The organism is Photobacterium sp. (assembly GCF_033720175.1).
Taxonomy (GTDB): domain Bacteria; phylum Pseudomonadota; class Gammaproteobacteria; order Enterobacterales; family Vibrionaceae; genus Photobacterium.
In genome coordinates, this window is record NZ_JAWWDA010000003.1 from 113,693 (window position 1) to 139,848 (window position 26,156).

Genomic DNA, 26,156 nt, shown 5'->3' on the forward strand with positions numbered 1-26,156 from the left:
CGTGGAATATGGATTGATAGACCACGTAATGAGATGAGATTAACCAGAGATAATTTGTAAAGCAATAGAGTATGTGTTTGTTAATTATATGAGCTTGTGGTGTTAACGTTTAGTTTTTTGCTCTGTAGATTATTGAATAGGGGGGTCTGGTGGTGATTAAGCAGTGCTTATCACTATCTTTTCCGTTAAATTAAGGTATTAATTTTATTTTAAATGATTGTAAAAATGACTGCAAAATAGCCAAAAACTAGTGGCTAGGGTCGTAAATAGTATTAAAGGGCCATATGAATTGGTAACTAGAAAGAAAAGCTAATGCCGATATTGGTTTGGACTTGGCTGAGGATTTTTGAATCGACGATTATGTGGCAGGTTTGGTTTCCTGTTGGCAAGTGACAGATAGCGGTTGTACGGCTGTCGATGAAGTTTGCTAACCAGCGACCCTCAAAAACAATTTTGGCATTTTTATTCATTTTATATTCAGCCCCGCCGAATAAACTGCCAGAGAATAAGACACTGTTTTCTGACCAGTCTGCATCGACAAAGGTTGCTCCTACGCTTGCCCCAAAAAATGCGCTGAGTTCAGTCACCACGTCATAGCGCAGCGAGCTCTGGAAATGAAGATAGGTAAATGAACTGTCTCTTTCAAAGCCTCTCATTTCAGTGGGCTGGTGGCTTAAAAAAAGCCCTACACGGCCGGATTCGATATTCGTTTCTACGGCCAACGCGAAATGTTGATCGTTTTCGGGTTGAATTTTTATTCCATTTTCATCGGTTATCTGATTAGAAAAGGTATAGCCAATATAAGGCGTAATATATAGCGGTTGCTCGGCAAAAGCATCGGGTGAGACAAAGGTTAAGATAATACATCCTAGAGTGTATGGTGATGCCGGTAACTTCATCGTTTTGTCTCATTGTTATGTTTCGATATTATGCTTAATTGTGACAGCTATTCTAAAATCTCACATTTTATTTGACGAGAATCTTGAAGTCCCCCAGAAGTGAGGTTATCGTATTGTTAATCTATTGTTATTTGTGGGTCGCGATATGGATAAAGATCTGAAATTTGCAATTATTGCAGCAGTTATAACATTGACTATATTGATTGGATTCGGTCTTACTGCGATTACGGCGTGACGCGGCATGCACGACGTGTTTTTTCTACTTCATTCCGTTTCTGTTTTGTAATAGATGTTATTCTGTCAATAGTATGTCTTCGTAAGTATCAACGTGAGTAGACTATGACGAATCATCTGCCGTTCAGCTTAAGTGCCTTTGATTTACAAATGGTAAGCGCATTCTCTACCCAACTGAGTAGTGGGCGGAGAAAGAAAATAGCGCTTGTTGTGCAAGGGGGAGGCCAGAGGGGTATCTTTACTGCGGGTGTATTTGACTCTTTTCTTGAGGCTGGGTTCGATCCTTTCGAACTGTATATTGGTACTTCTGCCGGTGCGCTCAACCTCTCTTCATTTATTAGCCGCCAGTCTAGTTTTAGCTACAATTTCATTGTTAATTACACCACAGATGATGAATTTTTTAATCTGTATAAGTACCTTAGTAAACAAAAACCGATGAATTTAGACTGGGCGCTGGATACGATATCAGCTGAAGGCCTGACACCACTCGATATTGTGACTGCGCGGCGAAACCTACAATATCGGCAGGCATTTGCGTGTGCCACTCGCAAAGACACCTTGGCAGATATTTATTTGCCAATGTATCAAGAAAACTGGCGCGATGTACTTCGAGCAACATGTGCAATTCCCATGTTGTATAACCAGCCAGTAAACTTACAAGACTTGGAGTGGGTTGACGGCGGTGTAAGTGCTGCCGTTCCTGTTCAAGAAGCCTGGAAACGCGGGGCTGATCTCGTTGTTGTGGTAAGAACTGAGCCTCTTGAAAACAGTGATGACGGGGTTAGGGTGTTTGATGACTGGCGCGAGAAAATTGAATCTAGCCTGCCGCAATATATTGAGAAGCTTAATCTGAACCAGTCGCTTGAGAAGTTTAAGTCGATTCACAACGATCTCACCCAGCGCTTTGAGTTGTGGAAGGAGGGGCGGAACGATAAGGTGATAGAAAAAGAACAGCAGCGCTTACAAGAGCAGCAAAAGGTTATATCTGAGTTAATCGAACCGAAGAAGATGGATGCTGACGGTAGAAAATGGTTTACTTCCGACAATATCGAACGGTTTTTATCTATTACGGGCAAGGGAAAAAGTAGCGAAGTCATTGAAATGCTTGCTCGTTACTATCAGACATGCCGTGAAGTAAATGAATTTCTGGTTCAGCCTCCTGAAGGATTAAAGGTGATTCAAATTGCGCCCGATAAAAGATTGCGTAGCAGAGCGTTGCTGAGTGAAAAAGATGATCTGGAAGTTGACTACCGCGAAGGGAAACTAATCGGCCGACAGTTCGTTGAACATTTTTCGGATGCTCTGAATGAAACAACAAAACTTAATGAACACAGCAAGCTTTAAATAAAACAACCGATCCAAAAACAAAAAGGAACGCAATCGCGTTCCTTTTCAAGTTCGGGCAGAAATCACAGATTTTATTACGCCAGAACTTTCTGTAGCCAAGGCCAGCCTTGTTTCTTGCGGCTGAGTGTGTTTTCCATCATCAGCAGGCCATTGTCAGCATATTGCTCTAAGGTTGCGTTCCATTCACCTTTGAATAGCAGGCGCGTTGTGCTGCTAGTAATGTCAGTCAGCATTAAGGCTGCCATTGCCAGACCATCTTCATCACAACGACGCTGAAGATCTGCATTAAGCTCATCAATCATGCCGTCTACTTGCTCAAGAGTAGCAAGTTCGATTTGACCCACAACAACATCACGGTTGTTGAATGGGTAAGCTTTAAGATCTTTTTCAACCAGCTGAGAGGCAGAAAGGCCTTCGATATCAGTTTTTGCAATTAGCAGATCTTTGATGAAGGTATCAAGATCTTCAATACCCGCAATAGTTGTTAGCTCTGCTACAGCGTCTTTGTCTTTCTGAGTACAAGTAGGGGAAGCAAAGCCAACGGTATCACTTAAAATCGCTGACATCATCAGAACCGCGAGTGGGCGAGTGATCTCGGCATCTTCCATCTTGAACAGGTTGAACATGATGGTACAAGTACAACCAACCGGCCAGATCCAAGCTTCTAGTGGATTGGTTGTCGTTACATCGCCCAAGCGGTGGTGATCAACAATACCCAAGATCTCAGCATCAGCAATATCATCCGGGCCTTGAGCAAGGTCAGAATAGTCTACTAACCAAATGTTTTGACCAGCGACGCCAGTACACATTTCTGGTTGTTCTACGCCAGCTTGCTCCAGGATATGTTGCGTTTCTCGGTTTAGTTCGCCTTGACGAACGGCTTTAGCTTCCAGGCCACGAGCCTTAAGAAGTTCAGCGCCGACAAGGGCTGAGCAGATGCTATCACTATCAGGATTTTTGTGACCTACAACTTGAATCATGATGTTTCCTTTACTGTGTCAGGTACAGCAAAACCTTGCTGTAAGACGGAATGGGACTAACCTGATCTGCTGATTGTTAAAATCATTGTCAGAACAAGTGATCAAACTCGGGCAATTCTAGATGTTTTTTCACAAATAACAATTAAAGCAGGGCAATAAAAGGTGCGGTTGGCTAAATTGAGAGCTTTTTTGAGCGGTTTTATTATTCTTACTGTACGAAGAAGATGCTTTATTGGCAGAAGTGTGATCAAGCGGGATATCTTAATCCACACAATTAATGCGTTATTACAGCAGGTCGTTCCTGACTTCCTTTTTTGGTCATAAAGGTGTATGTATATTGCAAGTTATCTGTAAGGAATAGTGAAATGCAAGCACGACCAGCTCTTTTAAACATAAGATTAATGTTACCTGTACTGATCAGTTTATGGCTACTAGCAGCACATTTTTTGCGTGCAGGTGACATTCTGGTCAGTCTTGGATTGGCGGCTACACCGTTATTGCTTTGTGCACATAAAAGCTGGGCTGCTCGTACATTGCAAGTCATTTTGCTGGGAGCTTCATTGATTTGGATGCTATCGACCTATCAAATGCTGTCAACTCGCTTAATGATGGGAGACGATTGGATCAGAATGTTTATCATCATGGTTATCGTTATCTGTTTTACTCTTTTATCTGCTTGTGTATTTCTTCACCCTGAATGGGAGAAGAAATATGGCCTGAAGCGAAAATAGCCTGATGGTTCTGATTCTTTCAAAACTGTTGCATAATGAGTTCAGCATTGTTTTGTTATAATATAACAATCATCATTGATATTATGAAACACAGGAACAGATAACAGATCTTGTTCTGTAGTGCTGTTGTAGCGCAATTATTTTAGATATCATCTAAGCAATATAGAGGAATGCCTGCCTGTCGTATAAAGTGATTCGAATTATGCGATTACGATATTTGGGTGTTTGGTGAAGATTATCAGCCTTCTGGGATGCGAGTTAAGGTACAGAAGTGTACTTTAACGTTTAAATGGGCAAGTTCTACTAACCCAAATAACCCCGATCCCAGAGGGCCATTAAGAAGTACTAGGAACAAAATGGTTAATGTAAGGGCGAGAGTGCCTTTTAAAGTCGGCTTGAAGAGTAATATTTCAGCAGACTTACTTTCTTTTAATGGCCTTGAATCTGGCAAAGAACATGTTGCCGTCATTTTTCATGATGCTGACAAGCAGGCAGCAGCACCATTGGTACGCATGCACTCTGAGTGTTTAACCGGTGATGTATTTCACTCATCTCGTTGCGACTGTGGTGAGCAGTTAGATGAAACCATTGAAAAAATGGGCGAGATCGGAGGCATCATCCTGTATTTGCGTCAGGAAGGCCGTGGTATTGGTTTGTACAATAAAATCGATGCTTATGAGCTGCAAAGCCAGGGGATGAATACCTACGAGGCAAACAACCATCTTGGTTTCGGTGATGATTTGCGTGATTTCAACGAAGCGGCACTAATGCTAAAAGCACTCGGCATTAATGAGATCCGCCTGATTACCAATAATCCGAAGAAAATTGACGATCTTGAAAGGTGTGGTATCAAAATCGTTGAAGTAGTCGGCACCAAAACACATGTTAAAGACGGCAATGAAAGTTACCTGAAAACAAAAGCGAGTCATGGCAAACACCGGTTCAATTTCGATTGAGAATTTGCCATTCTTCAACAACGTTATGCTCGTAACGCAGTACTTGATTGCGCTGAAACGTAAAAAATATCGAATAATAGAAAAGCCCCGAGTATTCGGGGCTTTTCTATTTATGGTTCTTTGTTAAATCATCACTCCCAATTATCCATTATTTTTTCTAATCTAAATCATAATAAAGTTTCGTGCTTGGTGGCACGCTAATTTCTTGCTTGAATATCTTTTCACAATTATTATCATCGCTCTTTGAGTGAAGTTATAAACTGTATAATCTCTATAAAGAAGCCTTGTTTTTTAATTTTGTTTAAATATTTAGAATTATATCCTGATTTCGGGCGGATTTAATCAAATGCTCGTAAATTTCCTTTATATTGTTCTGTTGCGAGGGTATGGGTTGTGGTTCAGCAATCTTCTTCTGCTAAAATGTCAAAGTTGTTATTTTTAATTATCATTCTGGCTGCTGTCGGTCAGATGACGCAAACTATGTATGTACCAGCCATTCCTGTGATGGCACTTGAGTTTGCTATTAAGTCGTCATATCTACAGGCAGTTATGGCGGCCTATTTAATCCCGTATGGTCTGTCTCAATTTGTTTATGGACCGCTCTCGGATCGCGTTGGGCGTCGCCCAGTGATCATTGTCGGAATGGTGATCTTTCTAGTCGGTACTGTGGGCGCATTGTTTGCCCCTACATTCGAGTTGTTCTTACTGGCAAGTTTTATTCAAGGTGCTGGTACTGGCTGTAGCGGCGCGATGTGTCGAACTGTAACCCGTGACTGCTATGACGGTGCGGCGTTGCACAAGGCAAACAGCCTGGTTAGTATGGGCGTAATTTTCTCTCCACTCATTGCGCCGGTTTTAGGTGGTTATCTCTCATCAACGTTTGACTGGACTGCCAGCTATGTATTTTTACTGGTATTTGGGGCGGTTGTTACTGTTGCCATGATGGCGATGTTTACCGAGACACTACCCGTAGAAAATCGTCGTTATGAGCGTGTGTGGGTCAGCTATCGCTATGTGCTGGGTAACCGCCGTTTTCAGGGGTATGTGCTTTGCTTGATTGCAACGTTTGCGGGGATTGCTGTCTTTGAAGCCGCTGCGGGGGTATTGCTGGGCAGCGTGCTTAAATTGGATCCGCAAACAGTCAGCTGGTTATTTGTTTTACCTTTACCAGGCTACTTAATTGGCGCATGGTTGTCGGCCTTCATGGTTAAGCGAATTGGTAATGCTCGTGTGATGAATTTTGGTATGTTTGCGATTAGTTTGGGAGCGTTAACTATTTTGATCCCGGGTATGGCGGGGTTAGTTACAGTAAGCTCATTGATTGGCGGCGCGTTTATTTACTTTATTGGTGCTGGTGTATTGTTCCCCGCAGCAACAACCGCCGCTATTGAGCCTTTTCCTCAACATGCAGGTACAGCAGGAGCCGTACTTGGTGGATTGCAGAACCTGGGGGCCGGCATTGCGACTTTAGCCGCAGCATTTATGCGTGCAGAGGACCAATTCAGCCTCGGTGCGGTACTAACCGTGATGTCTGTTCTGGTAGCTATTAGCCTGTTTTGGGTTCGTCGTAGTCAACAGCCCAATACACCTGTATTAGCATAGGATGTTATTTGCATAAAAAAGGCGATGTATTTCCACATCGCCTTTTTTATACGCTAATTTTCTAGTTTCTAGAAATACGATTTTAATCGCGTTTCCATAAAATATGGCAGAACTTATGTTCAGGATCGCGGCTAATCAACATTCTTGCGAATACATCGTCAAGCTCGTCGTTTGCTTCATTGACCAGACCAATACGAACTTCGGCATAGCGTTCTTTATCGACGTCAAAACCAACATGTCCAGCCCAATCATCATGTGTTTCAACGACTTCAGCTGCGCCACGGTCTTCAAATTGAGCAGTAAAAAGAATAACGTCTGCAGGCTCAAGACTTTCTGGGGCCATTTCAAGGAAGATGTCGTAAGCCGCTTCAATAACGTCGTCAAAAGAAATTAGGTTTGATGTATCCATGTACTACACATATCTCTGGTTTGTGAGTGAAGGCATATTAGAACATGCTTTATGGTGTCGAGGTAAGGGGGTGACGAGACATTTCTGGAAACACCGTCGCTTTTTTGATGTTGCTAAGAGACTTAGTCGCGGGTATCTCGCTGCGTGAAAATGTGGTGGTGGCAGGTCAGATTACCGTTCAGTAAGCGGGGTTAATCTGTTTGGTCAACAGAGCCTTAGATTTGGTAGAATACGCGATAATATTAGGTATTAGTTGTTTTGTTGCAAATAAAAGCCAGTGGTTGTGACAAAAACACAATAAATAGAGAGAAAGAGGCTAGTGGTGAAAGGGTTACCCGTATTAGATGGCCAAACGCCTTTTCAACAGAAATATGTACCCGTATTGCTAGATGCCGTTAAGCAGCTGCGAACTGGATTAGGCGGGGCGTTCCATAGTCTTTATCTGTTTGGTAGTATTGCACGCCGAGAAGCAGTATGGGGGCAGTCAGATCTGAATCTGACGTTAATTCTTCAGCGACCACTTACCACGTCTGAGCAGTCGCTGCTCAATACGATAAAGTGGCGTCTATCTACCTACTATCCCGATGTACCTTCGGTTGAGATTAAAGTTGGATATTTATCCCACGTACTCTCTTTTGAGGCCATTTTTAAGTGGGGCTTTTGGCTAAAGCACTGTTGTCTCTGTTTGTACGGCGAAGATCTGTCGACCCGTTTTGGTCGCTTTGAACCAAGCTGGGATGTGGCGAAGGCTTTAAATGGTGATATCAAAGATGAACTGACCGTTTACCGCCAGAAGATCATGAAGACGAAAGTGGTCAGTAATTACCTTGATTATTGCCAGTATATTGCGAAGAAAATGCTTCGAAGCTGCTTTTCACTCGTGATGCATCGAGAAAAGTGTTGGGCTCATACGTCAGAACAATGCGCCGCCGCTTTTTTGAATTACTACCCTGATAAAAGTCTTGAAGTGGAGCGGTTATTTACTCTTATTAATGGCACTCAAGTACCAAAGCGTGCAGCGCTCTTTCTTCTTGAACAGTTTGGTAACTGGATAGTGAAAGAGTTTGAGAAGATAGATCGGAAAATTGGTTAACCTAACTGTCCACCTATTTTACTGTTTCGTCCAATAGCGACTTATTCTATTGATCCGCTATGTTTTTCCTTCATTGATGCTTTTGAGGCTTATTTGCAAACTCACTTAACAGGTTTTGTTTTAACGCGACAAAGTCGCGATTATCACGGTCAGACGGAGATCGTGCTATGGGTTAAAACTGATCTCGGTCCCTGTCGTTTACTTATTCATGGTGACAAACCAGTCTGTTTTATTCCTGTGGAAGAGCAGCAACAGGCATCTCAAGCCTTTGGTGCCGCTAATCTCCAGGTACAGTGGCGAAAGGTGTCGCTGCAGAACTTTCAACATAAACCTGTTAATGCTTGTTATACCCATACGGTACGCGATAGCTTACAAATTTCCGCCATACTTGCTGCCGAGGGACTGGCGGGTTTTGAAACCGATATACGCCTGGCCGATCGTTTTCTTATGGAGCGATTTATTCGCGGCGGAGTGGTGTTCGCGGGTTCGCCTAAACAAAAATTAGGCTATGTCGAATATTCGGACGTTAAAGCCAAGGCTGCTGATTATCTGCCTGAATTAAGCGTGGTGTCGTTAGATATTGAATGCTCAGAAAAAGGGGTCTTGTATTCGGTTGGCTTACATTGCGAGGTGGATAGCCGCGTCATCATGGTGGGGTCGCCAAAGCCTGAAGCTCATGATGAGCCATGGATCCAGTGGGTAGATTCAGAGAAAGCACTGCTGCTGGCACTAGAATCCTGGTTTTCTCAGTTTGATCCCGACATCATCATCGGCTGGAATGTTATCGACTTTGATTTCCGGTTATTGTTAAAGCGCGCTGAGTGGAACAAACTGAGCCTGAGGATCGGTCGTGGTAAACAAATACCGCACTGGCGTCAGTCGACACAAAATCCTAACCAGGGCTTTATTAGCATACCCGGTCGGGTTGTTCTTGATGGTATTGATACCCTGAAAACCGCCACCTATAACTTTCGCTCCTGGTCACTTGAATCGGTGTCCCAAGAGTTGCTGGGAGAAGGTAAGCAAATTCATAACGTGCATGATCGCATGGCTGAAATTAACCATATGTTCCGGCACGATAAACTATCGCTGGCTCGGTATAATCTGCAGGATTGCAAACTCGTTACCCGGATCTTTGAGCATACCCATTTACTCGATTTCGCCGTGGAGCGCAGCCGCTTAACGGGGGTGGAATTAGATCGGGTTGGCGGATCTGTCGCGGCATTTACCAATCTTTATTTACCACGATTACATCGGGCGGGATATGTTGCCCCTAACCTTGAGAGTGAGAATTGGATTGCGAGTCCTGGCGGTTACGTAATGGACTCGAAACCGGGCCTTTATGATGCGGTACTGGTTCTGGACTTTAAATCACTGTATCCCTCGATTATTCGCTCATTTCGCATTGATCCTATGGGGTTGGTGGAAGGGGTGTTATTGGAGGAAGGGAAAGAGAGTGATCAGGCTATTGCCGGTTTTCGCGGCGGGCGCTTCCATCGTGAGAAGCATTTCTTACCCCAAATGATCGAGGATTTATGGTCAGCGCGCGATCAAGCAAAACGTGATGGAGATAAGGCATTTTCACAAGCCATCAAGATCATCATGAATTCATTTTATGGGGTGTTAGGTTCATCTGGCTGCCGGTTCTTTGATCACCGCTTAGCATCATCGATTACCATGCGCGGGCATGAGGTACTCTCCCGCACCAAAGAGATGATTGAAGCAAAAGGCTACACCGTTATTTATGGTGATACGGATTCAGTCTTCGTGCATTTAGGTCGAAGTCATACCCAAGGCGAAGCCGATTTGGTTGGCGATCAATTGGTTGTCGATATCAATGCAGCATGGCAAGACCATCTTCGTGAAGAATATAGCCTTGATTGCTACCTTGAGCTTGAATACGAAACGCATTATCGAAAATTCCTGATGCCAACGATCAGAGGGCAGGATACGGGGAGTAAGAAACGTTATGCGGGATTAGTCTGTCAAGGTGATGAAGAAACGATTATTTTCAAAGGCCTTGAAACTGTCCGTACTGATTGGACGGTATTGGCTCAGGATTTTCAGAAAGTCTTGTACGATAAAGTTTTTCACAATCAGGATGTTGAAGAATATATTCGTGATTATGTAGAAAAAACCAATGCTGGTGAATTGGATGAAAATCTTGTGTACCGAAAAAGGTTACGACGTAACTTGTCTGACTATCAGAAAAATGTGCCACCTCATGTTCGTGCTGCCCGAATGGCTGATGACATTAATGAAAAAATGGGCAGGGCGTTGCAGTATCAAAATGGCGGCTGGATAGAATATCTGATCACTGTAAACGGCCCCGAGCCGAAAGAGGCCTTAACCAGCCTGATTGATTACAACCATTATGTCGACAAACAGTTGAAGCCCGTCGCCGATGGGATTTTACCTTTCATCGGACGCGGTTTTGATGAAATCACAGCCCCTCAGCTGGGGTTATTTTGACATTGAGTTGGCGTAACAAGAAAATTTTCGGGATCAACAGGGTTGATCCCGAAACCGCATCATTTCTGATCTGAAATGATTAAGACTTATCGCCTTTCAATGTTTGATACATGGTTTCTGTTAATTCGCCGGTTGGATCACCGGAAAGTTCCCAGGTAAACATACCGGCCAGGCCTTTTTGTTTGACCCACTCAGTTTTGGCTTTTACAGAATGTTTGTCTTCAAAGCTGATGAATACTTTTTTCTCCGGATGCCACAAGAACGGGGCTTCAGCCTCTTTATCATAGCCATACTTGTAACCTTGCTCCGGGGTATAGTTCTGCTTCAGATCCCAGTACATAAAATAGCCCGGCTCATCTTTGTCAGTACCGATGCTTGCCCCTTTTTCTGACACGAGTGAGTTGGTTGGCAGCTTACCATCAAAGTCTTGGGTGCCTTCCCAGCCACGACCGTAATACGCGGCGCCAAGCACGAGTTTATTTTGTGGAATACCAACCTCAATCATCTGACTGATAAAAGCATCTGCCCCCATTCCCCACCAGCTCCGATCTGTAGCATGCAGGTTAGTCAGGTGGCCTGTCTGCTGGCCCCAGCCGCCAAGGAAGTCGTAGGTCATCGCAAACATATGTGTCAGATAGGGTGCAGCGCCTGACCAGTCAATTTGTGCCGCTTTAGGGCCAACACCTACAGCGGTAGAGAGCTCGTAGTCACGCTTGGTCGTTATTGCCAGTTGATCCAGATCGGCACGCAGTGTTTTAACCAAGAAAGTATAGGCGTCGCGTTCTGCCGCTTTTTGATCATCCGACAATTTTGTTTTTTCATTCCAGGGTGATGTTGTATGGCCACCACCGCCAGGGTATTCCCAGTCAAGATCGATGCCGTCGAAAAAATCATATTTTGCAATCAGCTCAACAGCAGTTTTTGCAAAGTGGCGAATATTTGCTTGATTTTTCACCATGTCATGAAAAGGTTCAGACATTGTCCATCCACCGAAGCTCGGTAAGATCTTCAGATCCGGGTGTTTCTTTTTAAGCTCGGCTAATTGGGCAAAGTGGCCCTGGTAAGGGACATTAACACTGACTGTGCCAAAATCAATATCGAGTGCCGCTTTTTGATCCACGACAATAGCAGTGAATGGGGCTTTGTCTTGACATGCAGAGGCAACTTGTTGCTGCACCTTTTCTGATGCCCCCGTATGTGATCCGCACATACTCAGAAATGCATAGATCACATGGGTTAGCTTGTCTGCCGGAATATCTTTCACGGTGTAGGGCTTTTGCTCATTCGCATATTGCCAGTCTGCAAAATATCCTGCAATCACTTGCTGATCCGCAAGCGCAGCCGGTGCCAGCAAGCTGGCGATTAGCGCTGCTGTTAAAGTGTGTTTCATAAACGGTCCTTGTAGGCGAACGTAAAACTGGTGAGTAAGGGAGTCATATCGGTTTCGATAAATAATAATCGTTGAATGATCTGTGACTTAATATGATTGGTGGTTCTTTCCTTTTATCAAAATGCTCATCGTTAAGTTGCGGGGCAAATCTTGAAACGGCCGGACTGATTGAAGAGAAAGTCATTTATTAAGCGGATATCAAGTAATTAAATGTCACATAGGTAAATGGATAGAAATAATGTGAACTCTTGCTGAACACTGCAGCTTGAAATGGTTTGGCCATAGATCGTGTATCGATTACCGCTGGCTTGCTCGTATATACAGATTTGGCCTTGTACGGTGTGGTGATAGAATCAAATGAGCTTGATTGAATAATAAAGGGAGAGTTTGAGCAATAGGCTATTATTTATAGTTAGGGGGGAGATATGGAACAACTTGAATTTTTTTCTATTCCCAGCCCTTGCGTTGGTATCTGTCAGGTTAATGAGCGCGGTTATTGCAGAGGGTGCATGAGAAGCCGGGATGAACGGTTTAACTGGCAAAATATGACGGCTGACCAGCAGCGCAACACAATCCGCTTATGTCACCAGCGCTATATTCGAATGGTCAGGCAAGCAAAGGCTGAAAAGGCGTCGGCAGAATCAATATCAGAAGACGATTCTCAGCAGAGCCTTTTCTAACTGTTGTTCATATGATACCCAGCCTGAAAAAAGTACAAAAACAAAAAAAGCGCCGTTAGGCGCTTTTTGATTGAGTATGGCGTCGCAATTAGATGCGTTTAAAGTCCATGTGCTCAACTTTTGGCTTGTACACGTGACGTTGGATGTCTTGTGGCTTAACCTTAACTTCTTGACCATCAATTACAAGAATGATGCCTTCGTAGAACTCAGGCTTATCCATCTGGTTGATGATATCGCTGTGTACGATCTCGATTGCAACAGGAGCTGCTTCGCCACCGTAAACGATAGCTGGGAATTTTTCTGCGTGACGTAGACGGCGGCTCGCACCTTTACCTAGGTCAGTACGTACAACTGCTTCAAATTTCATATTAAATACTCTTTAATTTCATTAAGTTCACTGAGTAATGCGACCTTACTCAATGTCGTAAAAACGAGCGCGGATACTAACATTCAGGCCAAGTCTTAGCAAGGCTAATTATTGCCTTCTTGATTTAATTAGGAAATTGAGGTGTAAACGAATGATTTTTCGGCATTCTGTCTGGGAAGTCACCGGCCTGTTTTATGCCGGTTGGGTTACTCTTTTTTGTACTGGTTAAGATCGAACAGCTTGTCGCGAATGACCCAAAAACGCCCGCTTTTTCTTGTGATCACGATCTCTGGCGGACGTAATCGGTGTTCATTATTGGCCACTTTAGTGGGTGCAGTATCGGTGAAAGGGCGATGACGGTCGACCAGGTGCGGGTTAATGAATTTCTTTAAAAATGCTGCTTTCTGGGTCTTTGTCGACAGCGGCCAGACCTCGCTGATTTCAGAGCCTTCGTCGCTGATATAAATGACTTTAAGCTGAGGCTTATCAAATTTGTTTTTACCTGCTTCAAGGCGCAAATCAACGCATTTCATGATCATCGCATCTTTGAGTTTTAGTGCATCCCGTAATTTTTTATCCGGATCGACCATCACAGCATGACATTGGTGGCAACGGCGGGCTGCGATATCATTATCGGCACCACACTCCTCGCAATACTTGGCGCGGAAGCGATAACCACATTCTTCTCGTTCGCCATCATCATCTTCAAAATAGCCCTGGCAACGTCTGCCGTAGTGTTCAACCAGAAAGCCTGCAGGGTCTAATTTCCCCCAGAAGCTATTGTTGAAGCCGCAAGCAGGGCAGGGAACCATAATGACTTCGCTGTCGCTGTTGGGCTTAGGATCACCGACTTCTGGCTGATACAAGTCATAACAGTTTCCAGCGTACTCCAGAACCAGACAATCTTTTTTACCCTCAAACAGGCGGAGCCCACGACCGACAATCTGCTGGTACAAACTGATAGATTCTGTCGGGCGCAGAATGGCGATAAGATCGACATGGGGAGCATCGAACCCCGTTGTGAGTACCGATACATTGACTAAGTATTTAATTTCCTGACGCTTAAAGGCATTGATAATGCGATCCCGTTCATCAAGAGGCGTGTCACCCACCACTAACGCAGCATTTTCGTTGTGCAAATAACTCATGATCTCTTGGGCATGATTTACCGTTGATGCAAAAATCATAACCCCGCGTCGATCTTTGGCGTAATCGATAACCTGCTCGATGATCATTGGTGTGGCCCGGCTCGATTTTTCTATAACGTTATCTAAATCAGACTCGCGGTAATGTCCGGATGCCGATGGCGTCAGGCTGGAAAAATCATAGCCGATAACAGCCATATCCATGACTTTAGGTTCCGTCAGAAAATTTTCATCTAATAGATAGCGAATAGGGAGTTCAAAGATACAATCCCTGAAGAAGCGTTCCTGCTCGGTTTTTACTTGTCCCCGGGTATGGTATTTATAGATCCAGCCCATGCCTAAGCGATAGGGGGTCGCGGTCAGGCCAAGGATCTTAATACCCGGATTGATTTTCTGCAGGTGAGAGATAACCCGGCGATAAGCACTGTTTTCATCGTCCGGTACGCGGTGGCATTCATCGATGACCAACAACGAAAATTCATTCGCAAATTGTTCCAGGCTGTTAGCCATCGATTGTACGGAGGCAAACACCACTTGACGATCGGTTTCTTTACGGCCTAAACCGGCAGAAAATATCGACGCTTTCAGGCCATAACTTTCATACTTGCTGTGGTTTTGCTCAACCAGTTCTTTTACATGGGTTAATACCAAGACCCGCCCCCTGGCGATACGGGCCAATTCAGCGACAACCAGGCTTTTACCAGCGCCTGTTGGCAATGCTAATACTGCAGGGCTGCTATTTTTCCGAAAGTAATGAATAGTGGCTTTGACACTGTCTTGCTGATAGGGGCGAAGGGTATACATGTTCGAGCAAATAGTAATGGAAACTGGACTGGCAGTGTACCTAGATACCCAAACGACCTCAAGATGCAGCGTTGAGCGAGAATTCAGTATCTTGAGGTCACTTGGGCATAAAGGAACCAATGGCAATGGAGAGGCTATGAAAGTGATCAAGGCCACCTGAGTGGCTCAGGAGTCTCTTTGGGCCCACTTTTGTGAGCCCGGCTAAACAGGGATGTTGACGACGCCTTGTTTATGACGGCAAAGTTATGATGCTATGGTAAGTGGAACTTCTTCCGGTGTGATAATTTTTGTCATCATGCAGAATTGGCGACGTGGTACAAAATCATGTTTTTCATAAAAACGACGTGCACCAGAGTTACCGATGTTTATTTCTAGTGACAGGGCGTGGACACCGTTCTTGGCTAGATGGTGTTCAATTTGAGGGATCAGTTCGGTACCGATACCTTGCTGGCGCCATTCAGGCTTGAGGAAAAACTGATCGATAAAGCCGACACGGCCGCCGTGCTCAAGGCTAAAGCTGTAACTGACGATGATGTGACCTGCGATCGCTTTCTCGCCGTCATGTTCCACTTCAATAAACCATGCTTGTCCTAATTCCGGGTCATTTAGCAGCTGGTGTATAGCTTGTCTTGTCTGATCAATTTTTTGCGGGAGTGCTTCGTAAGCAAATAGTTCTTCGACGAGTTTTAATAGCATGTCAATAGAAGACTGACTTGGCGCAACAAGTGAGATTTTCATAGATTAACCTTGTTTGTTAGTCGATTCACTCTTGTTTGGCTACTGATAATACGTAACGAGTCTGTAGAGTGTCCATCCTTTAAGACTGGTTTAGAATAAAAATGTTCCACTTTTTTGAGCTTAGTAATAGTTCGATGAAAAAGGTCAGAAATTTTGCGATGAGTGTTGATTTTTACTCATTGGATAATCAGAGATCAGTATAACGGTAAGTTTTTAATGCAAGTTATGACGGAGCTTTTTATAATACGGACCCTTTTGTAACATGTGGAGCCCGTGATGAGGCTTGATAAATTCTTAGGTACCACTTTGGGTATTACTCGCAGAGAAGCCGGTAAGCTACTGAAAGACAAGTTAATTGAAGTGAATGGCGAGATTATAAAAAACGGTTCGTTTCAAATCACCGACGATTGCGAAGTTGAATTTAATGGTCGCATCTTAGCCTTACAAGGGCCGCGATATTTTATGCTAAACAAGCCGCAAGGTTTTGTCTGTTCGCATGTGGATGATCATAACCCGACGGTTTTCGTGTTAATTGATGAAGTCAGCCCGGAAAAAATGCACGTCGCTGGCCGTTTAGACGGTGATACGACAGGCTTGGTTTTATTAACGGATGATGGCCAGTGGTCACACCGTGTTACTTCGCCTCGCCATGTGTGTGAAAAAACGTATCACGTTGAATTGGCAGATCCTGTTCCGGAAGAAACTATTCAGACTTTTGCTGACGGTGTTCAGTTACGTAGCGAAAAAGAAATAACGCGTCCAGCTAAATTAGAGTTGCTCGGTGAGCGAGAAGCCTTACTGACGATTTCTGAAGGTAAATATCACCAGGTAAAACGTATGTTTGCCGCCGTTGGTAACAAAGTTGTCGGACTTCACCGCCAGCAAGTGGGTAAGGTGGTACTGGATGACGAACTGGAACCGGGGGAGTACCGTCCCCTGACAGACGAAGAGATAGCGTCTTTTCTGAAGTAACGAGTCCAAGACTACTTTAAGATGCTGAACTTTGCATTTTGGAGTGGTTTGGTTTCATTTCATTGCATCCCCCCTTTCATACCTCAGGAGTATCCTCCTCCAAATAGTTGTGGCTGTGGTTTAATGAAAGAGAAACTGATCTATTCCTGACGGGAAAGAATAAAATCGATCAATTCATCGTACAATACATTTCTTAATTTTTCCCATACTGTTCTTTGCAAAAATAACAGTACACGTAGTGAATATATGACCCGACAAGACAGCCAAAAACTGAGTCTGCAGCTGATTATAATTCTTGGTGCGATTGCTGCACTTACACCGCTGGCGATTGATATGTATCTGCCAGCAATGCCCGCGATTGCTAAAGATTTGGCGGTGACTCCCGGCTTGGTACAAACAACATTGACGGCTTATACCGCAGGCTTTGCTATCGGGCAGTTACTGCATGGTCCGCTCGCTGACAGTTATGGACGTCGTCCGATACTGATCATAGGCATTGTGTTTTTTACCATTGCCGCAGTGATGAGCGCGATGAGTCGCGATATTGTTGAGTTAACCTGGTTTCGTGCCGCACAGGGGTTTGCCGGAGCATCAGCCGCGGTGATTATTCAGGCGTTGGTTCGGGATATGTTTGAGCGTGAAGAGTTCGCTCGTACCATGTCATTTGTGACTCTCGTTATGACAATCGCGCCATTGGCTGCCCCGATGATTGGGGGATATATATCCGTTTGGTTTGGCTGGCGGTCTATTTTCTGGTTGCTGGCAATATGTGCCGTACTGGTGATTCTGGCGGTGCTGTTGAAAATACCGGAAACACTGCCAGCCGAGAAACGGCTGCCTTTCCATCTGGGTTCGACATTACGTAATTACGCCAGATTGATGACGACGCCAACTGCCGTTGGTTTTGTCTTCTGTAGCGGTTTTTCTTTTGCCGGTATGTTTACGTTTCTTACTGTAGGCTCATTTGTTTATATCGATCTTTATCAGGTAAGTACTCAGAACTTTGGTTATTTGTTTGGTTTAAACGTGATCTGTCTGATCCTGATGACCAGTATTAATGGCCGGTTAGTGAAGAAGATGGGATCTCACTGGATGCTGCGTTTTGGATTGGTCGTCCAATTAATCGCAGGTATTGGATTGATCCTTGGTCAGATATTTCACCTGGGCTTGTGGGGGGTAGTTATCCCTGTCATGCTTTTTGTTGGTACGATCTCAATCATAGGCAGTAATACCATGGCGTGTTTATTGGCGAAGTACCCGCATATGGCCGGAACCGCTTCATCGTTAGCGGGTACAATACGTTTTGGTACGGGAACTGTGGTGGGAGGGGCTGTTGCGATGATGCCTGATGCCACCGTCTGGCCTATGGCGTTAACTATGGCGGCTTGTGCATTGCTCTCAGCCGGTTTCTACTGGTTCATGTCCAGAGAAGCGTAAAGGTGTAAGGAAAACAATGGCGATTTACTCTCAAGAAATTTACAAGCTGGTAACGGCGGGTTTAAAAGAACTCGAAGAATCTCAGCTATCCGGAAAAATACAGAAAAACCCCGTGAGCGAAACGCATTTTCTCAGTGCATGGGTGACAAGAGCAATTAAGCAGCAGGCTTTCGACCGTTGTGTCGTACAAACACTGATGACTTGGCAGCAGCAAGCTCGCAGTATGGGTAAGAATGCCCAGCTAAAGCAAAATTTTGAACATATTGCAGAGGCCTATGAGGGTGTCCGCGGCGATGATGGTAAGGCTATGATCATTACGCGTGATCAGGTTCAGTCGCTTTATCAGTCGCTAGAGCAGAAAGGCTGGATGGTCACCACTGAGTTTGAAGTAACCCGCAAGGTTACCCACCATACAGAGGGGCAGGCGTCTCTAGTGGTGTGCGTGAAGCAATTCCGCGACGTATTTTCTATCCCGGACGGATCGACTGAACTGGCTAAGCCGCTATCGCTCTATGTTCGCGGTAGCGCTCAGGAGATCATTGATACGGCATTCAGCCTGGGGTTACTGTTGTTCAAGGTGACTGATTACAAATCGAAAGTGAAGTATCACGGTGAGTATATCCTGTATCCGAACAATAACGGTGCTGACTTACCAGAGTTACCAACACGCGAAATGTAGCTGAAGTAATAATAATTAGGGTGCAAACAGATAGAGTACAAATGGAAAATGGCCTGATTCAGGCCATTTTTTTATCTGAAAATCGTATTTGGCGCGTTATCAGTCATTTTAGCCGCTTTTATTAAAGGGGTATCTAATCTCGGTTGATGTAATTGATGACCTCTCTTTAGCGATGGGTAATTATCGACCGTTCAGTCATTTCAGAGAATAATAACCAAAAAAAGTTTAGTGCCCTAAGTAATTGATATCACTTTATCTTTCGTAATATAACAACAGAAGGTGTAGTTTTATTACTGTAATTAATGGTGTTTATGCTGGATGTGGCTAGTAATTGTTGCTAATGTGTCGCCCTCACACTGATAGTGAGAATTTTATGCAAAGCAACGCATGCCATCTTGGCAATAAATTAGTCGTAACATCTACAACGAAAGATACGAAAAAACGCCATGTTGGCGATAAACTTGTGCCAACGCTAACAATAGGTTTTATCAGCCTGTTTCTTCTGGCAGCACTGTTTGATCTCTCTCGATTTACCACCCTAATCCAGTCTTTGTTTTCATCAGCAGCCTCACAGTTTGGCTACTGGTGGCAATGGCTTATGGTTGTTAATTTTGCTTTAGCGTTGCTCATTGCAGCCAGTCGTTACGGTAAAACCCGGATGGGAACCCTAGCCAAACCGTCTATCGGTACGTTCCGTTGGCTGGCAATGATAATGTGTACGTTACTTGCTGGCGGCGGTGTCTTCTGGTCAGCAGCAGAGCCTATTTATCATTTTATTACTCCCTCTCCAAGCTATAACGGTGTGGTTGGCTCAACCGCTTCAGCCGTTGTTCCGGCACTAAGCCAGAGTTTTTTACACTGGGGATTCCTTGCCTGGTCGATTCTGGGCACATTAGCAACCATCGTGCTGATGTACGCGCACCATCAAGGCGGCGTCAAGCTTCGTCCGAGAGCCTTGCTGTACCCGTTACTGGGCGATCGCCTGGAAAATCACTGGGTGGGAGCGGTTATTGATGCTTGCTCAATTATTGCTGTGGCAGCTGGTACGATTGGCCCGATTGGCTTTTTGGCATCACAACTCGGTTATAGCCTGGAAGTGATCGCGGGTATTGAAAACAACGTCTCTTCACAGCTGGTCATTCTGGCAGCGGTTGTAGCGGCTTATTCACTTTCTGCCGCTTCAGGCATGGATAAGGGGCTGCAATGGCTGAGCCGCGCGAATGTTATTGGCGCTTTCGGCTTGCTGCTTGTAATGCTGATTTTTGGTCCTACCCAGTTCATCTTTGAGCAGTTTGGTAATGGCTTTGCCAGTTACCTGACAAACCTTCCTACCATGAGTCTGACGAATGACTCTGCAGACTGGAATATCTGGTGGACCTGGTTCTTCTGGGGATGGTTTATTGGCTTTGCGCCAATGATGGCCATTTTTATTGCCCGTATTTCTGAAGGCCGCAGTATTCGAGAGCTGGTGTTGGCTGTGGCGATTGGTGCGCCGATTGTAACTAACTTCTGGTTCTCTGTTCTGGGCGGTACAGGTATTTTCCTGGAGCTACAGACACCGGGTATTATTTCGGGTCCGCTAAATGACGCTGGCTTGCCGGCGGTATTATTGGCATCGCTGTCTCAGTTACCTTATAGCGGTATCATACTGCCAGCCTTCCTTGTCTTAACAACGACATTCGTTGTGACCACCGGTGATTCGATGGCTTATGCGATAGCCATGGTTGTTTCCGGTGATGATAAGCCAAGCCGCGTGCACCGTTTATTCTGGGCTATCATTATGGGCTGCGTGGCTGCCGTACTGCTGCTTGCCGGAGATGGCGGGCTTAATGCACTCCAATCCTTTATTGTGATCACTGCCGTTCCGGTTTCATTTATTGTTGCTGTAACGCTAATAACAGGTCCGATAGCTGCGATGAAAATGAGTCAGGCGCAAAAGCAATAAATATAGCTTTGATGCTGACAGTAGAAAAGAGGTGCATTCGCACCTCTTTTTTTATTTATAAAGTGACCGATTTACCTTCCTGTGCTTTCGCTTTGCAACGTTTTACCAACGCATGTGTCATGCCTCGGAATATGAACAAGTGGGCCGGCATCATCGTAAACCAGTATAGTAGCCCCGAAAAGCCTGCAGGGTGCCACCAGGCACGAATATCGACTTCGCGATACTCACCTTTGTCTTCGATGGTAAATTCTAATCGTCCTAATCCCGGGGCTTTCATGCCAAATAACAGGGAAAGAAAACGATTGGGTTCAATGTTAATGACTTTCCATGAATCGACCCGATCGCCTAATTCAAGCGTATGTGGATCACGACGAAAGCGGGTCAGGGCGTTTCCCCCGATCAAATGGTCGAGCCATTCCCGGATCCGCCATAATGTATTGGCATAAAAATAGCCTTCTTTTCCGCCTATCAATTGTACCTGGCGCCACAGTTGCTCGGCGCTGGCATCGGTTTTCAACGTGTATCCGGCTTGCTTGGGGTAATAACCATAACCCGGCTGCCAGCGAGCAAGGGCATCGGGATCGAACCCCCATACACTGCTGCGAACGACTTCGGTTTCTTGCCGAAGCGTCTCTTTCACCGCCTCCTCGTACGTTAGCAGATACTGAGGGATCAATGACTGAATGGCACTGCCGTCAGCGGGAAGATCAAACAGTAATCCTCCGACCAAAGCCCGAGCGACATTGGTCGGAACTGATGTAATGAACTTTAGCCAATAGGCCGCGACAGAGATGGGTAAAAAAGGCAACGGGATAACATGTACATTTTTGCCGATTAACCGGCCAAGTTGACGCATCTGCGACTCGTAGGAGAGTTGCTCAGGCCCTGCAACATCCATTATCTGGTGACGAGAAGGCGTGAAGCGAAGCAGCTCCAGTAAATAATGCAGAACATTACGTAAGGCGATAGGGGAGTTGCGTGACTTAACCCATTTAGGAGTCAGCATGACCGGTAAATTATAAATATAGTCCCGCATAACTTCGAAGGCTGCGGAGCCCGGACCAATAATAATACCGGCCCGGAGTTCAGTGATAGGAATACCACTCTCGCGCAATATTTCACCGGTGGCTTTTCGGGCGGCGAGGTGTTTGGAGTAACCTTTAACCGATTGCAGTGCGCCGAGGTAGATAACGCGCTGAACCCGGCTCAGTTTTAAAGCCTGACTGAAATGACGAGCAGCGTCGAGTTCGAAATCAATAAAATCATGACCGTGGTTCATTCCGTGAACAAGGAAAAAAACGGCATCAACATCAGCAAGAAGTGGTCGAAGGTCAGTGTTCTGGTTTAAATCCAGTTCGATAAGTTCAATGTTGGGCAGCGAGCTCCATCCTCTTTTCTGGAGCAACTTCAGACTTCGTCCCGTTGCCTTTACCTGATAGCCACTGTTGGCTAATTCCGGTACCAGGTGGCTACCGACATAACCAGATGCGCCGACTACCAGAACTGTTTTGATCATCTGTTGCATGCTCCCTGCAGAATAATCCAAGTCATGCCCTGAAATTATCCTTTGTTATAAAGAAGTTGTTATTGTACTTAACTGTAGCGGATAAAGATTGCCCTGTCTTTCTCGTACTTCTGTTGTGTGTTCTGCCACGATGCAAAGGCTATTTATACAGCCTGCATTCCGGCCATTGCGCGGCGTTTTTTGACATTACATTCTGATGATATATTGCCAATCGCTTGACAAATTATGCTGTTTTGAACAGTGATCTGGCCGATATTTTATGGCTGGTCAAGCTTGGTGAATGGTAACTGAAACCGAGGTGTTGCGGATTGATTTTTTTGTTGTTGCATATATTAAGTCTGGAGGCTCCATTCGGAAATGTCCTACAAATATTCTAAGCTGTGAATGATTTAAGTCGTTGATTCAATATTAAAAATTGTTAGTTGCTTGTAGTCAATTTGGCCTTTTTGTAGTCAATTTGTCATTCATTACATTTTATTTATGGCTAAGGATCTGAAAGTCCTTTCTCGTCGTCTGGCTTTGCTGTAAATTTCACTGTCGGCTGGAATGGCAAACTGTGCCATTTATTCAGTAATATAACTTTTTTATTTTAAGACCTTTTTCATTATCGGGGGCGTAGATGTTACGACTTGCTAAGCTTTGTAAAGGTTATCAGGATGGCGGTGAATACCATTCCGTTTTACAGGGTGCTGAGCTTGAACTGGAGCAAGGTGACCAACTTGCGTTGATGGGGGAGAGCGGTTCCGGTAAGAGTACCCTATTGAATTTAATTGCAGGGTTAGATTCAGCCGATTCAGGCGAAATATGGATTGGTAATACGCCAATACACACTATTTCAGAGCGTGAACGTACCGCATTCCGTCGCAATAACATTGGTATGGTATTCCAGCAATTTAATCTCTTACCGACGTTGACTATTGCCGATAATATTCGTTTTTGCCGTCAGTTAAAGGGGCTGGACGAAAAGCCCGAGCTGTGGCGACAGATCATCTCTGCTCTCGATCTGATGCCGTTATTAGGGCGCTATCCTGAAGAAATGTCGGGTGGACAGCAACAACGTGCAGCGATTGCAAGAGCGTTGTATATGGAACCCGAGATTCTGCTGGCTGACGAACCGACCGGTAGCCTGGATGAGCGCAATGCGGGCGCGGTGATCCGCTTGCTGATTAATCTGACTCATCAGCTTGATTGCACTTTATTATTGGTCACACACAGTAAACAAGTGGCTTCGCACATGCGTGGTTGTATTCGTCTTCAGGGGGGACAATTGGATGTCAAGCCCTGTAGCTAAAGCACTTTGGGGGCATTACCGCCGTCACCCATTTCAGATTTTACTGGTCTGGTTAGGGCTGACCTTAGGTATTGCGCTGTTAGTGGGTGTGATGGCGATCAACCAACAGGCTCGTGAAAGTTACCGTCAAGGTGAGCAGCTCTTTTCTAATCCTTTTCCTCACCGAATTCGTCACGTCCAAATGGGGCTGAAAGTGCCGCAGGGGTTTTATGTCCAACTGCGACGCTCTGGCTTTAATACCTGTGTACCGTTTGACCAACACCGTATTGTCACCGATCAAGGCCGAGACGTTGAAATTGTCGGTATCGATCCGGTTGCCATGTTCTCTAGTCTCAGAGGTAAAGAACTGGGGCAATACCGAGGTCAGATGCTGGAGATGATGAAGCCACCGTATCCAGTGATGATCGGTAGTCAGTTAGCCAGCTATATGGGGGTTGAGGAAGGGCAAAAGCTGACGCTGGATACTGGCAGACAAATAGGGCCGTTGCGCGTCGTTGACGATGAACGTACCGGCGGTCCAAGAATGATCGCAGATATGGCCTTACTGCGCGATCTGCATCCAAGCGCTGGTATTACGACGGTTCTTTGCGGAGAAATGGCACAGAAAAACCTGACCAAACTCTCCAATATACTTCCGCCGGGACTAACCTTAGAACGACACCAGGGAGCCAAACTTGAGCCATTAACGGATGCATTTCATCTCAATTTGTTTGCGATGGGAATGCTCTCTTTTGTCATCGGTTTGTTCATCTTCTATCAGGCAATGTCATTGTCATTATCTCAGCGACAGCCTCTGGTGGGGTTGTTACGCCAAGCGGGCGTGTCTGGCTTTCAGCTGGCCGGGGCACTGCTCATTGAGCTGATCGTCTGGATTATATTGGGCCTGATTGGCGGTAATTTGTTAGGTCTTTTATTGGCTCAGCAACTGCTTCCTTCGGTGGCGGCTACGTTAAGCGATCTCTATAGCGCCAACGTCAGTTTGTCTGTGACCTGGCACTGGCAGTGGGGCGCCGCCAGTGTTGCCATCGCGGTATTTGGCAGTTTGCTCGCCTGCGGTTGGCCAATGATTCGCTTAATTAAAACACCGCCAGCACGTTTAGCAACCCATATGGCCTTAGTGCGGTTCAGCGGACGTGAATTTGCGTGGCAAGCCTTATTCTCATGCATTTTTATTGGTGCTGCTATTGCTGTTTACCAACTGCCTCATGGACAGTTAGCGGGGTTTGTCTTAATTGCCTGTATCCTGATTGCTTCAGGATTGATGATGCCATTTTTACTGTGGCAGTTATTCCAGAGGCTGGGCTTATTCTGCCGTTCGGCACCTCTGCGCTGGTTTTTTTCCGATGCAGCAGCCAGCCTGAGCTACCGTGGTGTTGCCGCAATGGCCTTTATGCTGGCTCTTGCTTCGAATATTGGTATGGAAACCATGGTGGGCAGTTTCCGCAGTACAACGGAAAGTTGGCTGGGGCAACGTCTGGCGGCAGATATTTATGTTCGTCCGTCGCACAATGTTGCTCCGCGTATCGCGAAATGGCTGGAGCAACAACCAGAGGTTGAGCAAGTTTGGTGGCAGTGGCGCATAGAAACGCCGACTGATGCAGGTACATTAGAAGTCAAGAGTGTCGGAGGCAGCGCCGGCGAGAAAGACGCCTTGTTGGTCAAAGTGGCTGAACCGGACTATTGGTACAAGCTGCATAATGCTCAAGCGGTGATGGTCAGTGAATCAATAGCATTGAAGCAGGGATGGCGGCCCGGGGATAAGATCGAACTGCCCGCGCCAATGATAGGTGATTGGATCATCGCGGGGGTTTATTATGACTACGGTAACCCATATGGGCAGGTGCTGATTTCCAATAAGCACTGGCAGGCTCTGTGGCCGAAAGCCGGACAGGTTGGATTAGCCATTCATCTGGAAGAGAATGCCGACAGTACTCAATTAATGGCGAAGGTGGGCGAGCGTTTCCGTTTGCCGCCTGAAAGGGTGCGTAATAATGCCGAGTTGATGAATCAAGCCATGCGTGTATTCGACCGCACGTTTATTGTGACCGCGACATTAGGTAAGCTAACGTTATTTATTGCTGTTTGCGGCCTGTTCTTTGCTACCGTTGCTGGTGAAGTGTCACGTCAGCGGCAGTTCGCCTTGCTTCGTTGCATGGGTATGACCGGACGTGAATTAGCAGCGTTAGGTGGTGGGCAATTATTAGTTATCGGCCTGATGACAGCGCTGATGGCATTACCGCTCGGTCTCGTATTAGCACAGCTATTAATTGATGTCGTTTTGAAATACTCCTTTGGTTGGACTATGCCCATTCATTTTTTCCCAACACAATATTTACTGTCGCTGGGTAGCGCTTTACTTGTCCTTCTGGCCGCGGGGGCATGGCCAGTGTGGCGTCTTGTTAAACGTTCAGCTATCTTGTCGCTACGAGAGGCTTTCTGATGTTGATGCTATATTTGCAA

22 protein-coding genes are annotated in these 26,156 nt (G+C 45.4%); 14 read left to right on the forward strand and 8 right to left on the reverse strand.

What is annotated here, in order from left to right; genetic code table 11:
• Positions 1 to 296: 296 nt before the first annotated feature.
• Positions 297 to 899: a hypothetical protein gene (locus tag R3289_RS04940; RefSeq protein WP_318924380.1), complete on the reverse strand. Its 603-nt coding sequence runs from the start codon at positions 897 to 899 to the stop codon at positions 297 to 299.
• Positions 900 to 1,044: 145 nt separating this feature from the next.
• Between R3289_RS04940 and R3289_RS20535 the strand changes: the two genes are divergently transcribed.
• Together R3289_RS20535 and R3289_RS04945 are read left to right on the forward strand one after the other, a co-directional pair.
• Positions 1,045 to 1,134 carry a YnhF family membrane protein gene (locus R3289_RS20535; RefSeq protein ID WP_413466675.1) on the forward strand — a complete coding sequence of 30 codons (90 nt, stop codon included), beginning with the start codon at positions 1,045 to 1,047 and terminating at the stop codon, positions 1,132 to 1,134.
• Positions 1,135 to 1,238: 104 nt separating this feature from the next.
• Positions 1,239 to 2,477, forward strand: a complete 1,239-nt coding sequence (locus tag R3289_RS04945) for a patatin-like phospholipase family protein (RefSeq protein WP_318924381.1) — start codon at positions 1,239 to 1,241, stop codon at positions 2,475 to 2,477.
• A 77-nt stretch (positions 2,478 to 2,554) separates the two neighbouring features.
• Here the strand turns inward: R3289_RS04945 and R3289_RS04950 are convergent, their stop codons facing one another.
• Positions 2,555 to 3,460, reverse strand: a complete 906-nt coding sequence (locus R3289_RS04950; RefSeq protein WP_318924382.1) for a manganese-dependent inorganic pyrophosphatase — start codon at positions 3,458 to 3,460, stop codon at positions 2,555 to 2,557.
• Positions 3,461 to 3,825: 365 nt separating this feature from the next.
• Here R3289_RS04950 and R3289_RS04955 point away from each other — a divergent pair, with 365 nt between their 5' ends.
• The 3 genes from R3289_RS04955 (at position 3,826) to emrD (ending at position 6,749) form a co-directional block, all read left to right on the forward strand.
• Entirely contained in the window at positions 3,826 to 4,191 is a 366-nt protein-coding gene (locus tag R3289_RS04955; RefSeq protein WP_318924383.1) for a hypothetical protein, read from the forward strand.
• A gap of 356 nt (positions 4,192 to 4,547) precedes the next feature.
• Positions 4,548 to 5,147, forward strand: coding sequence for a GTP cyclohydrolase II (locus R3289_RS04960; RefSeq protein ID WP_318924384.1), 600 nt, complete (start codon positions 4,548 to 4,550; stop codon positions 5,145 to 5,147).
• Between the two features lie 393 nt (positions 5,148 to 5,540).
• Positions 5,541 to 6,749, forward strand: a complete 1,209-nt coding sequence (gene emrD / locus R3289_RS04965; protein ID WP_318924385.1) for a multidrug efflux MFS transporter EmrD — start codon at positions 5,541 to 5,543, stop codon at positions 6,747 to 6,749.
• Positions 6,750 to 6,831: 82 nt separating this feature from the next.
• Here the strand turns inward: emrD and R3289_RS04970 are convergent, their stop codons facing one another.
• Positions 6,832 to 7,158 (reverse strand): HI1450 family dsDNA-mimic protein, encoded by a 327-nt coding sequence (locus R3289_RS04970; protein ID WP_107284453.1) that lies wholly within the window; start codon positions 7,156 to 7,158, stop codon positions 6,832 to 6,834.
• A 322-nt stretch (positions 7,159 to 7,480) separates the two neighbouring features.
• Here R3289_RS04970 and R3289_RS04975 point away from each other — a divergent pair, with 322 nt between their 5' ends.
• The gene (locus R3289_RS04975; RefSeq protein ID WP_318924386.1) at positions 7,481 to 8,251 is read left to right on the forward strand and encodes a nucleotidyltransferase domain-containing protein; all 771 of its coding nucleotides are present in this window, start codon (positions 7,481 to 7,483) and stop codon (positions 8,249 to 8,251) included.
• Positions 8,252 to 8,344: 93 nt separating this feature from the next.
• On the forward strand, positions 8,345 to 10,723 hold the full coding sequence (locus R3289_RS04980; protein WP_318924387.1) for a DNA polymerase II: 2,379 nt from the start codon (positions 8,345 to 8,347) through the stop codon (positions 10,721 to 10,723).
• A gap of 79 nt (positions 10,724 to 10,802) precedes the next feature.
• Here R3289_RS04980 and R3289_RS04985 read toward each other — a convergent pair whose 3' ends face one another.
• Positions 10,803 to 12,113, reverse strand: coding sequence for a glycoside hydrolase family 18 protein (locus R3289_RS04985; RefSeq protein ID WP_318924388.1), 1,311 nt, complete (start codon positions 12,111 to 12,113; stop codon positions 10,803 to 10,805).
• 425 nt (positions 12,114 to 12,538) lie between these two features.
• On the opposite strand from R3289_RS04985, the gene R3289_RS04990 reads away from it, so the two are divergent.
• Positions 12,539 to 12,793 (forward strand): DUF1289 domain-containing protein, encoded by a 255-nt coding sequence (locus R3289_RS04990; protein WP_318924389.1) that lies wholly within the window; start codon positions 12,539 to 12,541, stop codon positions 12,791 to 12,793.
• 88 nt (positions 12,794 to 12,881) lie between these two features.
• Here the strand turns inward: R3289_RS04990 and rplY are convergent, their stop codons facing one another.
• From rplY to R3289_RS05005, 3 genes are all read right to left on the reverse strand, one after another.
• The gene (gene rplY / locus R3289_RS04995) at positions 12,882 to 13,160 is read right to left on the reverse strand and encodes a 50S ribosomal protein L25 (protein WP_318924390.1); all 279 of its coding nucleotides are present in this window, start codon (positions 13,158 to 13,160) and stop codon (positions 12,882 to 12,884) included.
• A 206-nt stretch (positions 13,161 to 13,366) separates the two neighbouring features.
• Entirely contained in the window at positions 13,367 to 15,109 is a 1,743-nt protein-coding gene (locus R3289_RS05000; protein WP_318924391.1) for a DEAD/DEAH box helicase, read from the reverse strand.
• A gap of 243 nt (positions 15,110 to 15,352) precedes the next feature.
• Positions 15,353 to 15,847, reverse strand: coding sequence for a GNAT family N-acetyltransferase (locus R3289_RS05005; RefSeq protein WP_318924392.1), 495 nt, complete (start codon positions 15,845 to 15,847; stop codon positions 15,353 to 15,355).
• A gap of 276 nt (positions 15,848 to 16,123) precedes the next feature.
• On the opposite strand from R3289_RS05005, the gene rsuA reads away from it, so the two are divergent.
• The 4 genes from rsuA to R3289_RS05025 all read left to right on the forward strand — a co-directional run bounded on the left by rsuA (position 16,124) and on the right by R3289_RS05025 (position 20,880).
• On the forward strand, positions 16,124 to 16,819 hold the full coding sequence (gene rsuA / locus R3289_RS05010; protein WP_318924393.1) for a 16S rRNA pseudouridine(516) synthase RsuA: 696 nt from the start codon (positions 16,124 to 16,126) through the stop codon (positions 16,817 to 16,819).
• A gap of 246 nt (positions 16,820 to 17,065) precedes the next feature.
• On the forward strand, positions 17,066 to 18,256 hold the full coding sequence (locus tag R3289_RS05015) for a Bcr/CflA family multidrug efflux MFS transporter (protein ID WP_318924394.1): 1,191 nt from the start codon (positions 17,066 to 17,068) through the stop codon (positions 18,254 to 18,256).
• Positions 18,257 to 18,272: 16 nt separating this feature from the next.
• Positions 18,273 to 18,935: a DUF2913 family protein gene (locus tag R3289_RS05020; RefSeq protein ID WP_318924395.1), complete on the forward strand. Its 663-nt coding sequence runs from the start codon at positions 18,273 to 18,275 to the stop codon at positions 18,933 to 18,935.
• Between the two features lie 373 nt (positions 18,936 to 19,308).
• Positions 19,309 to 20,880 carry a BCCT family transporter gene (locus R3289_RS05025; protein WP_318924396.1) on the forward strand — a complete coding sequence of 524 codons (1,572 nt, stop codon included), beginning with the start codon at positions 19,309 to 19,311 and terminating at the stop codon, positions 20,878 to 20,880.
• A 55-nt stretch (positions 20,881 to 20,935) separates the two neighbouring features.
• Here R3289_RS05025 and R3289_RS05030 read toward each other — a convergent pair whose 3' ends face one another.
• The gene (locus R3289_RS05030; RefSeq protein ID WP_318924397.1) at positions 20,936 to 22,396 is read right to left on the reverse strand and encodes an SDR family oxidoreductase; all 1,461 of its coding nucleotides are present in this window, start codon (positions 22,394 to 22,396) and stop codon (positions 20,936 to 20,938) included.
• A 628-nt stretch (positions 22,397 to 23,024) separates the two neighbouring features.
• On the opposite strand from R3289_RS05030, the gene R3289_RS05035 reads away from it, so the two are divergent.
• Both R3289_RS05035 and R3289_RS05040 read left to right on the forward strand, forming a co-directional pair.
• Complete coding sequence (locus R3289_RS05035; protein ID WP_318924398.1) at positions 23,025 to 23,696, forward strand: ABC transporter ATP-binding protein; 672 nt, start codon at positions 23,025 to 23,027, stop codon at positions 23,694 to 23,696.
• Entirely contained in the window at positions 23,677 to 26,136 is a 2,460-nt protein-coding gene (locus tag R3289_RS05040) for an FtsX-like permease family protein (protein WP_318924399.1), read from the forward strand. Before R3289_RS05035 ends, R3289_RS05040 begins: the two co-directional genes overlap by 20 nt.
• Positions 26,137 to 26,156 lie beyond the last annotated feature (20 nt).

Excerpts from the sequence above, each read along its gene's own strand:
- rsuA (WP_318924393.1), top strand. The coding sequence starts at position 16,124 with ATGAGGCTTGATAAATTCTTAGGTACCACTTTGGGTATTACTCGCAGA.
- R3289_RS05005 (WP_318924392.1), bottom strand. The coding sequence starts at position 15,847 with ATGAAAATCTCACTTGTTGCGCCAAGTCAGTCTTCTATTGACATGCTA.
- R3289_RS04985 (WP_318924388.1), bottom strand. The coding sequence starts at position 12,113 with ATGAAACACACTTTAACAGCAGCGCTAATCGCCAGCTTGCTGGCACCG.
- R3289_RS04990 (WP_318924389.1), top strand. The coding sequence starts at position 12,539 with ATGGAACAACTTGAATTTTTTTCTATTCCCAGCCCTTGCGTTGGTATC.
- R3289_RS05030 (WP_318924397.1), bottom strand. The coding sequence starts at position 22,396 with ATGATCAAAACAGTTCTGGTAGTCGGCGCATCTGGTTATGTCGGTAGC.
- R3289_RS05015 (WP_318924394.1), top strand. The coding sequence starts at position 17,066 with ATGACCCGACAAGACAGCCAAAAACTGAGTCTGCAGCTGATTATAATT.
- R3289_RS20535 (WP_413466675.1), top strand. The coding sequence starts at position 1,045 with ATGGATAAAGATCTGAAATTTGCAATTATTGCAGCAGTTATAACATTG.
- R3289_RS05025 (WP_318924396.1), top strand. The coding sequence starts at position 19,309 with ATGCAAAGCAACGCATGCCATCTTGGCAATAAATTAGTCGTAACATCT.
- R3289_RS04950 (WP_318924382.1), bottom strand. The coding sequence starts at position 3,460 with ATGATTCAAGTTGTAGGTCACAAAAATCCTGATAGTGATAGCATCTGC.
- rplY (WP_318924390.1), bottom strand. The coding sequence starts at position 13,160 with ATGAAATTTGAAGCAGTTGTACGTACTGACCTAGGTAAAGGTGCGAGC.
- R3289_RS04945 (WP_318924381.1), top strand. The coding sequence starts at position 1,239 with ATGACGAATCATCTGCCGTTCAGCTTAAGTGCCTTTGATTTACAAATG.
- R3289_RS05020 (WP_318924395.1), top strand. The coding sequence starts at position 18,273 with ATGGCGATTTACTCTCAAGAAATTTACAAGCTGGTAACGGCGGGTTTA.
- R3289_RS04955 (WP_318924383.1), top strand. The coding sequence starts at position 3,826 with ATGCAAGCACGACCAGCTCTTTTAAACATAAGATTAATGTTACCTGTA.
- R3289_RS05035 (WP_318924398.1), top strand. The coding sequence starts at position 23,025 with ATGTTACGACTTGCTAAGCTTTGTAAAGGTTATCAGGATGGCGGTGAA.
- R3289_RS04970 (WP_107284453.1), bottom strand. The coding sequence starts at position 7,158 with ATGGATACATCAAACCTAATTTCTTTTGACGACGTTATTGAAGCGGCT.
- R3289_RS04960 (WP_318924384.1), top strand. The coding sequence starts at position 4,548 with ATGGTTAATGTAAGGGCGAGAGTGCCTTTTAAAGTCGGCTTGAAGAGT.
- R3289_RS05000 (WP_318924391.1), bottom strand. The coding sequence starts at position 15,109 with ATGTATACCCTTCGCCCCTATCAGCAAGACAGTGTCAAAGCCACTATT.
- R3289_RS05040 (WP_318924399.1), top strand. The coding sequence starts at position 23,677 with ATGTCAAGCCCTGTAGCTAAAGCACTTTGGGGGCATTACCGCCGTCAC.
- R3289_RS04940 (WP_318924380.1), bottom strand. The coding sequence starts at position 899 with ATGAAGTTACCGGCATCACCATACACTCTAGGATGTATTATCTTAACC.